The sequence below is a fragment of the Metabacillus idriensis genome (genome assembly GCF_050483325.1).
GTDB classification, from domain to species: Bacteria; Bacillota; Bacilli; order Bacillales; family Bacillaceae; genus Bacillus_P; species Bacillus_P idriensis_A.
Map to the genome: position 1 here is coordinate 194532 of NZ_JBCMYF010000001.1, position 12281 is coordinate 206812.

14 protein-coding genes are annotated in these 12281 nt (G+C 42.2%); 7 read left to right on the plus strand and 7 right to left on the minus strand.

Annotation, left to right across the window (positions count from 1 at the left end):
* Positions 1 to 154 precede the first annotated feature (154 nt).
* On the plus strand, positions 155 to 541 hold the full coding sequence (locus ABEQ24_RS00950) for a DUF1259 domain-containing protein (RefSeq protein WP_430005012.1): 387 nt from the start codon (positions 155 to 157) through the stop codon (positions 539 to 541).
* 84 nt (positions 542 to 625) lie between these two features.
* Here the strand turns inward: ABEQ24_RS00950 and ABEQ24_RS00955 are convergent, their stop codons facing one another.
* Both ABEQ24_RS00955 and ABEQ24_RS00960 read right to left on the minus strand, forming a co-directional pair.
* The gene (locus ABEQ24_RS00955) at positions 626 to 1573 is read right to left on the minus strand and encodes a nucleoside hydrolase (protein ID WP_430005013.1); all 948 of its coding nucleotides are present in this window, start codon (positions 1571 to 1573) and stop codon (positions 626 to 628) included.
* Positions 1574 to 1782: 209 nt separating this feature from the next.
* Entirely contained in the window at positions 1783 to 2142 is a 360-nt protein-coding gene (locus ABEQ24_RS00960; protein ID WP_430005014.1) for a winged helix-turn-helix transcriptional regulator, read from the minus strand.
* A 157-nt stretch (positions 2143 to 2299) separates the two neighbouring features.
* Between ABEQ24_RS00960 and ABEQ24_RS00965 the strand changes: the two genes are divergently transcribed.
* Complete coding sequence (locus ABEQ24_RS00965; protein ID WP_430005015.1) at positions 2300 to 3508, plus strand: MFS transporter; 1209 nt, start codon at positions 2300 to 2302, stop codon at positions 3506 to 3508.
* Between the two features lie 28 nt (positions 3509 to 3536).
* Positions 3537 to 4379: an aldo/keto reductase gene (locus tag ABEQ24_RS00970; protein WP_430005016.1), complete on the plus strand. Its 843-nt coding sequence runs from the start codon at positions 3537 to 3539 to the stop codon at positions 4377 to 4379.
* Positions 4380 to 4513: 134 nt separating this feature from the next.
* On the opposite strand, the gene ABEQ24_RS00975 is transcribed toward ABEQ24_RS00970, so the two are convergent.
* Together ABEQ24_RS00975 and ABEQ24_RS00980 are read right to left on the minus strand one after the other, a co-directional pair.
* Entirely contained in the window at positions 4514 to 5086 is a 573-nt protein-coding gene (locus ABEQ24_RS00975; RefSeq protein WP_430005017.1) for an MEDS domain-containing protein, read from the minus strand.
* A 164-nt stretch (positions 5087 to 5250) separates the two neighbouring features.
* Entirely contained in the window at positions 5251 to 5442 is a 192-nt protein-coding gene (locus ABEQ24_RS00980) for a hypothetical protein (RefSeq protein WP_430005018.1), read from the minus strand.
* Between the two features lie 256 nt (positions 5443 to 5698).
* Here ABEQ24_RS00980 and ABEQ24_RS00985 point away from each other — a divergent pair, with 256 nt between their 5' ends.
* Together ABEQ24_RS00985 and ABEQ24_RS00990 are read left to right on the plus strand one after the other, a co-directional pair.
* Positions 5699 to 8734, plus strand: coding sequence for an efflux RND transporter permease subunit (locus ABEQ24_RS00985; RefSeq protein WP_430005019.1), 3036 nt, complete (start codon positions 5699 to 5701; stop codon positions 8732 to 8734).
* Between the two features lie 73 nt (positions 8735 to 8807).
* The gene (locus ABEQ24_RS00990) at positions 8808 to 8996 is read left to right on the plus strand and encodes a DUF1272 domain-containing protein (protein WP_430005020.1); all 189 of its coding nucleotides are present in this window, start codon (positions 8808 to 8810) and stop codon (positions 8994 to 8996) included.
* A gap of 30 nt (positions 8997 to 9026) precedes the next feature.
* Here ABEQ24_RS00990 and ABEQ24_RS00995 read toward each other — a convergent pair whose 3' ends face one another.
* Positions 9027 to 9641 carry a TetR/AcrR family transcriptional regulator gene (locus tag ABEQ24_RS00995; protein ID WP_430005021.1) on the minus strand — a complete coding sequence of 205 codons (615 nt, stop codon included), beginning with the start codon at positions 9639 to 9641 and terminating at the stop codon, positions 9027 to 9029.
* Positions 9642 to 9726: 85 nt separating this feature from the next.
* On the opposite strand from ABEQ24_RS00995, the gene ABEQ24_RS01000 reads away from it, so the two are divergent.
* Positions 9727 to 10278, plus strand: coding sequence for a hypothetical protein (locus ABEQ24_RS01000; protein ID WP_430005022.1), 552 nt, complete (start codon positions 9727 to 9729; stop codon positions 10276 to 10278).
* A 106-nt stretch (positions 10279 to 10384) separates the two neighbouring features.
* Entirely contained in the window at positions 10385 to 10576 is a 192-nt protein-coding gene (locus ABEQ24_RS01005) for a hypothetical protein (protein ID WP_430005023.1), read from the plus strand.
* Positions 10577 to 10699: 123 nt separating this feature from the next.
* Here ABEQ24_RS01005 and ABEQ24_RS01010 read toward each other — a convergent pair whose 3' ends face one another.
* On the minus strand, positions 10700 to 10870 hold the full coding sequence (locus tag ABEQ24_RS01010; RefSeq protein ID WP_430005024.1) for a DUF3934 family protein: 171 nt from the start codon (positions 10868 to 10870) through the stop codon (positions 10700 to 10702).
* Between the two features lie 120 nt (positions 10871 to 10990).
* Positions 10991 to 11926 carry a DHH family phosphoesterase gene (locus ABEQ24_RS01015; protein WP_430005025.1) on the minus strand — a complete coding sequence of 312 codons (936 nt, stop codon included), beginning with the start codon at positions 11924 to 11926 and terminating at the stop codon, positions 10991 to 10993.
* Between the last annotated feature and the right edge of the window lie 355 nt (positions 11927 to 12281).

Below are 12281 nucleotides of genomic sequence, written 5' to 3' on the forward strand. Positions count from 1 at the left end.
ATATTTAAAATCAGGGGCTGCCATTAATGGCAGCTTTTTGTTGTTTTTCTATGATTCGTAAAACATCGTCATTTTTATTTCAAAATAGATGGGTATCCGTTTCCTGACCATTCATTTATTCATATCCTTTTAATACTAGGGAGGAGATGAATAGATGTCATCAAAAGATGAATTGATTTGCCGAAAATTTGCGGAAATTATCGGAGGACAAGAAGGATTTGCCGGTGGGAAATGTGTGGCAACGATAAGTCGGGATGAAATAAAAACAACCATTTTAGGAAAGCGTTTTAGAGTAACCTCATCCTTCTCATTTGAAACAAGGGATAAGAAGACAGGACTTGCACTGTGCTTAGGCAGGGTAGCCCTTTTGCAAAAGGAAGTTGACCATTTTGCAGCTTCCATTCTAAAAAAAGGCATCCTTGTTTCGTCCATCCACAATGAGTGGCTTTTTGATCAGCCAAATTTGATTTACGTGAATATTGATGCTGTAGAAGATCCATTAGTTTTTGCAAAGAGTGTCAGAAAAGCGTTACGGAACTAGGGATTGCACTCTATTGGTTAACTTGAGCTGTCATAAAGGCAGCTTTTTTCCTTCATCTTATTGGACCGGCTCCCTTTTCATCAATTAAAATGGTTCCCCTGTCATGGTGGACATAAAATGAGAAAAGAATAGACGATAATCCAAATCAAACGCGATACGGTGTTTTTTCTCTGTTTCGCCGAATGTTGTATAGGGTCTAATATCAGCAATACTGTGGCCTCGTTCCATTCCGTCTTTTGCCTGGACGATATAGACAGGCAGTGATTTATATGTCAGCATGTCTGGATGAAGCGAAGCCATGATGGTTAAGGCGTCGTGAACGGGACTTCCGGGGGCAGCGGGATTTCTTTTTTTGTAATAAGCATAATAGTAGTCAAGCAGAGGCTTTAAAATTTTTGCTTTCCCAATCCCTGCAATGTAGTCGACCATTTCCTGATTGACAATCGCGCGCTCGGTAACATTCAAGGGGATGATCGTCAAATTCCGTGCGTGAGTCACAACCACCTTGGCGGCAACAGGATCTGCATGGAAATTGGCTTCTGAAACAGGAGTCACATTTCCAGGCACCCAAAAAGCTCCGCCCATAACGTAACAAGCTTTTACGCTGTTCATTAGCGATTTGTAGTGAATAAACATGGTGGCGAGAGATGTAAGCCTTCCGATGCTGACAATAGTCAGATCATTTCCGTGGGTTTCAATCACCTTTGCGATTTCCAGAAAATTTTCACCCTCACCCGAATACTCCTGCTCTGGAACGATGGGACCAAGCCCATACTCTCCATGGATTTCAGGATAATAGGTAGGGTTTTCCCCTGTCATCGGAAGCTCTGCCCCTTCAAAAATCGGGATTTGATCAGATTGGTTAAATAAATCGTGCAAATATTGGACGCTTGCCATCGTATTTTTTCTCGGAATATTTCCGTAATCAGCCACAACTCCCACAATCTCAATTTCATCATGCAAAGCCCCGTAGATTAGAGCAACAGTGTCATCAATGCCGATATCTCCAAACAGCAAGACTTTTAAAGCCACCTTAAAGCCTCCTTTGATTGCATTTCTAATCTGTATCCTTTTTTCTTATGTAAAATGCCTCATTTTTTACCGGTTTGGAAAATTACTTCCAAATACCTAATCTGCATTGTATGCATAGGGGATTTCTTCAACTCAAACAGTCCCTATTAAACATTATGATTGAACACAAAAAACATCGAAATCCATTCATGGCATTTCGATGTTTTTCTTTATTTATTCAGGATACTATCTTCAAGCACGGCTGATTTATCCCCATACACCTTCGTAATATGTCCTTCTCCCCAGGCACAGAGTGAATCCAGAATTGTCTGCAGGCTCCAGCCGTATTCGCTCAGTTCGTATTCCACTTTTGGAGGGATCTGCTGATGGACGATCCGGTTAATGACTCCATCATCCTCAAGCTCCCGCAATTGCTGAGTGAGCATTTTTTGGGTGATATTCGGCATCAGGCGTTTCAGTTCACTTGTGCGTTTTTTGCCGTGCGTCAAATGGCAGAGAATGACGCATTTCCACTTGCCGCCAATGATCTCAAGTGTTGCTTCTACAGGGATATTATATTTCTTTTGCATAGAACTCCTCCTATTTGACAGGCACCCAAAAGTGCCTACAGCACTTTAAAGTACGTACTTTTCATTAAATCCGATATGTATCATAATAACATTTGCCGGCTGATCTTTACCATACGCTTATTTTTAATAAATATTCAATTTTTTAGGAGGAGAAAAGATGAGTTTAGATAAAAAAAGAAGTACACTTGCCCTGCTCGCGTTGGCAGTCAGTGCTTTTGCCATTGGTACAACAGAATTTATCAGCGTTGGCCTGCTGCCGATGATCGCTGAAGATTTAGCCATTCCTGTTACAACTGCAGGATTAACCGTTTCATTATATGCGGTGGGAGTCATGTTCGGGGCGCCGATTTTGACATCCCTCGCATCGAATATGTCCCGCAAAACGCTATTGCTTTGGATTATGATTGTTTTCCTCATCGGAAACAGCCTTTCTGCGGGAGCAACAAGCATTGGGGTATTATTAGCCGGACGCATTATCGCAGCTCTCGCGCATGGAGTGTTTATGTCAATCGGATCAACGATTGCCGCTGATCTTGTCCCTGAGAACCGCCGTGCAAGTGCCATATCCATCATGTTTACCGGTTTGACAGTCGCAACGGTTACAGGAGTTCCATTTGGAACATTTATCGGCCAGCAATTTGGCTGGAGGCTCGCATTTATTGTCATTATTTTGATTGGTTTAATAGCTCTTATTGCCAACAGCATTCTAGTGCCTTCAGATTTGAAAAAGGGCAATCGCACAACGTTTGGCGATCAGCTGAAACTTGTAAAGAACGGCCGTCTGCTTCTTGTCTTTATGATCACTGCATTGGGATACGGCGGAACATTCGTAGTCTTTACGTACCTGTCACCGCTGCTTCAAACTATTACAGGTTTTAAAGAAGGAACTGTAGCCGTCATTTTACTTGTTTACGGAATGGCTATTGCCATCGGAAATATGATTGGCGGAAAGCTATCGAACCAAAATCCGATTAAAGCTTTATTCTATATGTTTATAGTCCAGGCAATCGTCCTATTTGTATTAGCCTTTACCGCGCCATTTAAAATCGCAGGTTTACTTACGATTTTATTGATGGGAGTATTTGCTTTCATGAACGTGCCTGGTTTGCAGGTCTACGTCGTGATGCTTGCGGAACGCTTTGTGCCAAGTGCCGTTGATGTAGCATCAGCCATCAATATTGCTGCGTTTAACGCAGGAATTGCAATCGGTGCCTTCCTTGGAGGAGTGATTACAGATTCAATCGGCCTCATCCATACAGCCTGGATCGGAGGAGTCATGGTTCTCGGCGCCGTCATTCTTACGGGATGGAGCCGTGCTTTAGAACAGAAGGATCAGAAAATCGAAAGACAAAAGCTTGCTTGCTGACATGATAAAAATTAGAGGAGGAAATGAAATGATGAACAATTTACAAAGTACAACAACCTTGAATAATGGAGTGAAAATGCCATGGTTCGGCCTTGGCGTTTTTAAAGTAGAAGAAGGACCAGAGCTTGTGGATGCTGTGAAAGCAGCGATTAAAAATGGGTACCGCAGTATTGATACAGCAGCGATTTACGGAAATGAAGAAGGAGTCGGACAAGGAATACGCGAAGGAATAGCAGAAGCTGGCATTCAAAGAGAAGATCTATTTGTCACATCGAAGGTCTGGAATGCGGATCTGGGATACGATCAAACAATAAAAGCTTATGAAACGAGCTTAGCTAAACTCGGGTTGGACTACTTGGATCTCTACCTGATTCACTGGCCGGTGGAAAGCAAATATAAGGAAGCATGGAGAGCGCTTGAAACGCTTTATAAAAATGGAAAAATAAAAGCTATCGGAGTCAGCAATTTTCAGATTCACCATTTGGAAAGCCTGATGGAAGATGCGGAGATCAAACCAATGATTAACCAGGTGGAATTCCATCCGCGTCTGACTCAAAAAAATCTCCTATCTTTCTGCAAAGAGCAAGGTATTCAGCTTGAAGCATGGTCACCGCTCATGCAGGGACAGTTATTGGACCATCCGGAGCTTAAGGAGCTCGCAAATAAATACAAGAAAACAATTGCTCAAATCATTTTGCGCTGGGACCTGCAAAACGGCGTCATCACCATTCCAAAATCAACAAAGGAAGAACGCATCATCCAGAATGCTGCCATCTTTGATTTTGAATTAACGGAAGGGGACATGGCTCTTATTGATGGATTGAATCGCGATGAGCGGGTTGGACCTGATCCAGACAATTTTGATTTTTAATTCACAGCAGATCCTGCACACCATTTAGTCTCCTAAATGGTGTGTTTTTTTGTCATTTAAATAAGAAATGCAGAAAGTGAATGGAAAAAAACGCATTTCACAAGCTGTGGAATGCGTCTCAAAAAGTGAAATATTCATTTTACTTCAAGCCCAGGCGTGTATTGATCGGAGACAATGATATCATCTTCCATTAAGACATAGGGATGTGTTTCCATTAAAATCGTTTTGAGATAGTCCGGCATTTTCTCTGCCTGGTATGCACAAATTAAAGGAAATGACAGCTGTTTGACAGCTCCATCCACTACTTTTTCTAAATCTCCTATTAGATGCAGCGGTTCTTCCATAGTGGCCCACTCTACATGTGCCCATGAACGGAAGGAAATTTTATTTTCAACATATGACTGAATGGTTTTATTAAAGTATTCAACGATTGCAGGCGGATGATAACTGCCGCTTGAATAATAGAAATCGAAGTTGTTGACAAAGTGGACAAATTCCTTTTGTTCTTTCGACAGTCTTGTGTTCAGCTCTTTTTGAATCATCCGGTAAAAGCGTTCATTCTCAATGAGAATCACGTAATCTCCCGCCTCAATCCCTGCTTGAATATAATTCAAAACCTGATCCATGTAATTTTCCATCCCATTATAGGAATACAGCACATGAACATCGCTTTTATTTTCAAATAGCTGATTCATTTGGCTTTTCAAGCGTAATCACCCCACTTTTTCTATTTCCTCCATTATAGTAGATTTTAGTGAATAAAGGTGAAAAATATGGATGGTGTTAGTTAACTCCTGCAGGGAATCGTTCTTCAAAAAAGGACTATTCCATTTTATAAAAAAATAAAAACGCCATTCACAGGGAATCGCGTTTATTTCATAAAAGAAAACCACTTGGAGAACGGGTTTTTCTTGTCGGTTATTTTGATTTCATTCATCAAAAGTTTGTCTTTTCGTTCAGCAATCCATTGATTTAATTCATGCTTATCCTGGCAGTGGGTCATATATGTTTCTCCGCCTTTTCCGCTCGCATTAATGACATATCTGCACGAATTGTTTTTCATTTTGTCCCGCCTTTTTTTCGTAATGAACATTAACTTTCACCTATTATAACAAGTTTAATCAAACCGTCTACCCCTAAGTTGAAAATAATTTTGGTTTATTTTTCTGGAGAGCATGTCTTTCTTCTGATATAGACAGACAGTAACGGGTTTAAGTGTGAAATTTTAACCAATTGTTAACAAAAATTTACACCTAATTTCCAAATATTGTTGTATATTTATGGAGTATGTCTATTTCATATCTCTGGGGGATAAGCAAATGTCTATTTTAACGAAGTTTTCGCTGAAAAATCGGGCAGCCATTGTGATTATGGTGTTTCTGGTGACAGTGCTCGGCGTCTATTCAGGTTCACGGCTGCCGATGGAACTGCTTCCGAGTGTGGATGCACCAATGATTACGGTCACCACGTTTGGCGTGGGAATGGATGCCGAGACGGTAACCGAAGAGATAACGGAACCGCTCGAACGTCAATTGAAAAATGGCACGTATCTTGACAGCATGACTTCATCCACAAGTGAAGGAATCTCTATGATTACGCTGAATTACACATCAGAAGCTGATATGAAAGAGGCTGCTTCTGAAGCTGAAAAGCTGATCAATCAAGTTCAGCTGCCGCAAAACACGGGAAAGCCTGTTGTGTCCCAGCTTAACTTCTCGATGATTCCGCTTGCCCAGGTGGCGCTTGAATCAGAAAATGGGTTTACAAAAGCAGATGAAGAGCGGATTGAAGAAGAAATAAAAACGAAATTTGAAGACATAGATGGCGTATCCAGCGTCACATTTTACGGAAAATCCATTTCGGAGCTGTCAGTGAAGATCGATCCGGAAAAAATGATAGAAAAGAACGTGTCCGCTGATCAGCTGATGATGGCCCTGCAATCTCAGAATGCATCTGTCCCTGCTGGTGAGATTGCAGTGGACGGGAAAGCAAATGCGATCCGGGTGCTCGGGGAAGTAACAGACGAAACGCAAATTGAAAATGCCATACTCGCACCGGATACGAAAATAAAAGACATTGCGGATGTTTCCATTCGCCAGTTTTATGAAGCAGATGCAAGATTAAATGGAAAAGAAGCACTCGTCTTAGTGATTTTTAAAGAAGCAAGCAAAAACGCCGTTGAAATTGGAAAAGAAGTCGACAGGAAAGCCGAAGAATTACATGAGATTTATTCAGATGACTTTTCAATCCGCACGGTTCAAAATACGTCAGAAGATGTTGAAGGCGCTGTTCTTGGCATGGCAAAGGAAGTGGCCATTGGAGCAATCGCTGCAACGCTCATCATTCTGCTGTTTTTGAGAAACATCCGAACGACTTTGATTGCGGTAGTCAGTATCCCGCTGTCAATTTTAATGACCTTGTTTTTACTTGATCAATCGGGCATTACCTTAAATATTTTAACTCTTGGAGGATTAGCGGTTGCGGTCGGCCGTTTAGTTGATGACAGCATCGTAGTCATTGAAAATATCTACCGCCGTATTCAGACGGAAGGCTTGTCAAAAGAAGTCATACTGAGCGGGACGAAAGAAGTATCCACTGCAATTACGTCCTCAACGCTTACGACAATTGCGGTCTTCCTGCCGATTGGCCTTGTCGGAGGTTCGATTGGAGAAATCATGACACCGCTGATTTTATCGGTCGTCTATTCGATTCTTGCATCCTTGCTTGTCGCCTTAACAGTAGTACCGCTGTTAAGCTTCGTTCTTTTGAAAAAAGTGAAGCAGAAGGAGCATCAGCCGTCTGTCAAATATGCATCGATTTTGAAATGGTCGCTGAATCATAAATGGATTGTATTGGTCGCAGCACTGCTTATATTTGTTGGTTCCATATTCACTTTCACTGCCATTCCGCAGGCAAGTGTAAACAGTCAGTCTGAATCGTTCGTCAACGTCTCATTAACGTATCCGGCTGATTATGATTTAGAGGAAGCCAAGGAAAAAGCAGGGGAACTGGAGCAGGAATTATTAAAAGAAGATAAGCTCAAAGATTTGTTTTATCAGATGGGCTCTACAGCAGAAGATGCAAAATACGGCCAGGTGTTATCTGAAAAGCAGGCGAATTACTCGGTGATTTTTGAAAAAGGGAAAGACGTTGAAGGATTCCTCGACATGCTCAAGGAGATAAGTAAAGAGTATGCGCCTGGGAAAATTGAAGGATCTCAATTCTCATTTGGAAGCTTTGGCGGAGGAAACGGCATTCAGCTGAATGTGACGGCTTCAAATGAAGAAGACCTTGCAGAAGCTGGAAAGCTTGCTGCCGAAGAACTTGAGAAAATCGAAGGAATTGAAAAAGTCAAAAGCAATTACGAAGATTTGAAAAACGAATGGATTGTCAATGTGGATCAGGAAAAAGCGGGTGCACTTGGCTTAAGTCCGGTTCAAATCGGCCAGCAGATCCGTGCCATGCTGAATAAAACGCCGCTTGGCCAAATCAAAGTCGGAGGAGAACAGCTTCAAGCCGTCATCGAATACGAAGATGCCGACTTCTCCACAACAAAACAAGTACTGAATACGTATGTCACGTCTCCAGTTGCCGGACCTGTCCAATTGAAACAAGTGGCTGAGATTGAAGAACAGGAAATCAAAACTCAGGTCTATCATCAAGATGGAAAAGAAACCATTCAAATATCAGGCGAAATCAGTGCCGAGGACTTAAAAACGGCGGGAATGAAAATCGATCAAATGACAAAAGAAATCGATCTTCCTGAAGGGGCAGCTGTCACCATCTCGGGTGCAACTGAATCGATGCAGGACGATTTCGCCGACCTCTTTAAGATGATGGGCATCGCCGTATTAGTCGTCTACCTCATCATGGTCATCACCTTCGGCCAGGCAAGAGCGCCATTTGCGATTCTGTTCTCATTGCCGCTTGCTGCAGTGGGAGGCATACTGGGACTCGTCATCTCGCAGACTCCTGTTGACATCAATGCGCTGCTTGGAGCTCTAATGCTGATTGGAATCGTTGTGACAAACGCGATCGTTCTAATTGAACGCGTCCAGCAAAACCGCGAAAAAGGACTCGACATAAGGGAAGCTTTATTAGAAGCGGGATCCACTCGTCTGCGACCGATTATCATGACTGCTGTAACGACTATCGTAGCCTTAACCCCAATGGTATTCAGCGCCACAGAAGCTGCAAGCATGGTTTCAAGAAGCTTAGCAGTAGTCGTAATTGGAGGCTTAATTGTTTCAACTGCGCTGACATTGGTAGTAGTACCGGTAATGTATGAACTGCTTGCGAAAATGGGGAGAAGACGGAAGAAGAAAAAAGATGTTGCAGAGGATATAGGGGTTTAAGAAGTAAATGAACGCAGAGGAGCAGACTCTTAAGTGTGTCCTCTGTTTTTACGAATAGGAGGGGAAAATCGTCATGGCACTAGAGATGAGAAAAGTATGTGAAAAATGTTCTGCAAACCTTCATAAGAAATCAGATGCCTACATCTGCACTTACGAATGCACATTTTGCCATACATGCACAGAAGAAATGGAATTTGTCTGCCCAAACTGCGGGGGAGAGCTTGTGAAGCGGCCGAGGAGCGGGAAAGCGGTTCTAAGCTGATTAGAAAGAAAACAAAGAACAGCGAATCTCTCACTGTTCTTTGTTTTTGCTTTCCGGAAGACAAATGGACCGCAAATGATAGTCCAGGGTTTTCATCATCTTCTCATATGAAAAGACAGACGGATGAAGAAGATGATGCAGGGCGAGTCCGTCCACCAGTGCATGAAGACGGTTTAGTTCATCATCCATATCGAGTTCATCCTTTAACATCCCCAGTTTGCTCAGCAGCTGCAGAACCTGTCCCAAACCATCATGCATTTCTTGGTAGACATTTTCACTTAAAGGCCGGAGCTTAGCATCGACGAGCATTTTTACGGAAAAAGCCAGCCACACCTCCATTTCAATTCTTCTCTCGTCATCTGCCGGAAGCAGCTCAGAAATCGATTCTTTCACAATATCAAGCGGATTCCCGTTATAAGTTTTAGCTGAGGCACGCTGCCTCACCCGTTCTGATACAAGTTCCATGGAATAGGAAAGCAGCTCAGACTGCGAGGAAAAGTAGTGCCGTAAAGCTCCAACAGAAAGTCCGGCCGCACTGGCAATTTTTCTAACGGTTGCCTGCTCAATACCTTCCTCGGAAATTACTTTCCAAGTGACTTCTGCAAGCTGGATTTTACGTTTATCATGATCAATTAATTTTGGCATAATTTTATTATAACACAGTTGTATTATTTAAAACATTTTGCTAGTATGAAATAGTACACTTGTATTAAATAAGGGGGATTCCGAAGTGATTGGCTGGTTAATTATAGGGTGTGAAATTGGATTTTGGGTCTTTGTTCTAGCAGGTTTAGTCGCAAGATATATATTCAAAAAGAAAAAACTTGGAGCGTTTCTGCTGATTTGTACACCTGTTGTGGATTTAGTGCTGCTGGCAGCAACCGTGCTCGATTTAAAAAACGGGGCGACAGCGACAATGGTACATGGAATCGCAGCCATTTATATCGGGATAAGCATTGCGTTCGGCCATGGAATGATCAATTGGGCAGATCAGCATTTTGCCTACCGGTTTGCAAATGGCGAAAAACCGCCCAAAAAAATCAAATACGGAACCGAGCATGCACGGCGTGAAAGAGAAGGATGGTTCCGCCATCTCCTTGCCTGGTTCATTGGAGCATCTTTTCTCGGGGCCATTATTCTCTACATCAACAACGGACAGCAGACAGAACAGCTGCTTAGAACGCTTCAGCTTTGGACTCTTGTCCTTGGACTTGATTTTCTTATCAGCTTCAGCTACACCGTATTCCCGAAAAAAGGGCATGGCGCTGGAAGAGGCATGTAAATGAAAAACAGTCTGTCTTTCTCATAAGAAAGCAGGCCTTTTTCGCATGATACAAATTGTCGCAGACATATGGATAAGAAAAGGCTTCTGAAAAGGGCTGATCAGGTTGAAGCGAAATCCCTATGTTCCCCTGATTGCAGGATTGAGTCTGATTTTTTTCATTTACGTAATAGTCAATACAATTAGGCATGTGAAAGTCTACCTCGTCTACAGTTCGGGTCTTGGTCCGTTTATCCTTGGCGGGTTATTGCTTGCAGTGATCCTCGTTTTGATTGTGAAGGGGAGCGGTTATCGGTGAAAAGACAGATCGCAGCTTTTATGGATCTGTCTTTTATTTTTTTCATATCTCTTCATGAAGTAGATTTCAGGTTTTTCTGCAATAAAAAAAGACCCAAAAAGGATCCATGCGCTGTCATTCTTATTAATCTTTTGAGCTTTTCCCATCGGACTGCTGTTTCGTGCCTTTACTTGTATAAGGCTTAAAGCTCTTCTTTTTATTGGCGCTTGCCTGCCAGCGATTCCAGCCCTTTTTGCCTGTTCCGCCGCCTGTCCCGCCTTTACTGCTCTTCGATTTAGCTTTTGCTTTACCCATACGATCACTCCATTATAATTGAACGCTGACTTGCAGCGTGTTTATTTTAAGCGTATTAGTACTACACTACCATAAACACCAGGCCTTATGTAAAAACCAAAAATAGTTCCAATATTCGGTTTAAGTTTTACGATTCAAAGCTTCAATCACTTCATCCGCTTTTTTCCATGATCCAATTGAGGCGCCTGCCGCAAAAGCGTGCCCTCCGCCGCCAAACCTCCGGGCGATGTCATCAATCGGAATATTCCTTGAACGAATCCTAACCCGAATCTCATTCGGATATTCAACAAAGAAGACCCAGATTCTAACCCTTGCCATCGAAGACAGGACATTCACAAGATTAGCCGCTTCCGCTTGATCCACCCCATAAGCAGACAGTTTCTCCTCCGTTAAAAAAATATAGGCAACCCCATGCTCCGTCACCTTAAAAGTCCTTAAAATCGCCTCGCGTAACCGAGCAACACCGCTGCTTTTCTTATTCAGCTCATTATGAATCCGTTCAGGCTGAAAACGAAACTTCCGCAAGGCCTTAACAGCCCTCAAAGTACGCGGCGAAACCTTCCCGTTCAGCATACGTCCAGTATCCCCAATAATCCCGGTATACAAAGCCCCGGCTGCCTCTTTATTAATCCGAAAAACTTCTGGATACTCCAAAAACAAATCAACCAGCATCTCACTGGCCGAGCTGTAGGAAGGGTCGACCCATAAGAGATCGCCGTATGGTTCATGATTAGGATGATGATCTATTTTTATCAGCATGGCTCCTTTAGAAAAGCGCTGGTCGCAAATACGTGAAGTTTCGGCAGTGTCACAGACAATGACTAAAGCTTCTTTGTATGCTTCATCTGGGATGACGTCCATTTTATTGATGAATAGAAGACTTTTTTCGTCGTTGCCTGCGGCGTATACGGTTTTGTCAGGGAAAGAATGTTTTAATGTTCTCTGCATGCCTGCCTGGGATCCGATGGCGTCGAGATCGGGGTGGATGTGGCGGTGGATGATGATGGTGTGATAATTTTGTATGGCTTCTACAATGGTTTGTTTAATATTTTCCATCTCTTCACCTTTTACTCTTTCATGCATTCTAATACGAATGAAATAAAGACTTCCAAACAAATTGTTGCATCTATTTTTATTTCTTCCTAATATAGTAGAATTTTACTTACAACCTACTATATCAGTTCGTCAGGAGACTTAATATGATCGTTGAAGAAAAACTGATCGTAAATTCCTATTATGGAAATGACAAATAGAACAATATATCTTTATAATGTACTCTCTTTTCATTATTGATTTGTAGTAGGTATAAAGAAATGGATATTTCATCACGTGTTTTCACTGGATTAACTTGGATATTTCAAGAGGTTATGATATATATATATTGATAGTATTAAAAGAGTTTAAATGGAGG

Coding starts and splice junctions, on each gene's coding strand:
- ABEQ24_RS00950 (WP_430005012.1), top strand. CDS start 155: ATGTCATCAAAAGATGAATTGATTTGCCGAAAATTTGCGGAAATTATC.
- ABEQ24_RS00960 (WP_430005014.1), bottom strand. CDS start 2,142: ATGCAAAAGAAATATAATATCCCTGTAGAAGCAACACTTGAGATCATT.
- ABEQ24_RS00965 (WP_430005015.1), top strand. CDS start 2,300: ATGAGTTTAGATAAAAAAAGAAGTACACTTGCCCTGCTCGCGTTGGCA.
- ABEQ24_RS00970 (WP_430005016.1), top strand. CDS start 3,537: ATGATGAACAATTTACAAAGTACAACAACCTTGAATAATGGAGTGAAA.
- ABEQ24_RS00980 (WP_430005018.1), bottom strand. CDS start 5,442: ATGAAAAACAATTCGTGCAGATATGTCATTAATGCGAGCGGAAAAGGC.
- ABEQ24_RS00985 (WP_430005019.1), top strand. CDS start 5,699: ATGTCTATTTTAACGAAGTTTTCGCTGAAAAATCGGGCAGCCATTGTG.
- ABEQ24_RS00990 (WP_430005020.1), top strand. CDS start 8,808: ATGGCACTAGAGATGAGAAAAGTATGTGAAAAATGTTCTGCAAACCTT.
- ABEQ24_RS00995 (WP_430005021.1), bottom strand. CDS start 9,641: ATGCCAAAATTAATTGATCATGATAAACGTAAAATCCAGCTTGCAGAA.
- ABEQ24_RS01010 (WP_430005024.1), bottom strand. CDS start 10,870: ATGGGTAAAGCAAAAGCTAAATCGAAGAGCAGTAAAGGCGGGACAGGC.
- ABEQ24_RS01015 (WP_430005025.1), bottom strand. CDS start 11,926: ATGGAAAATATTAAACAAACCATTGTAGAAGCCATACAAAATTATCAC.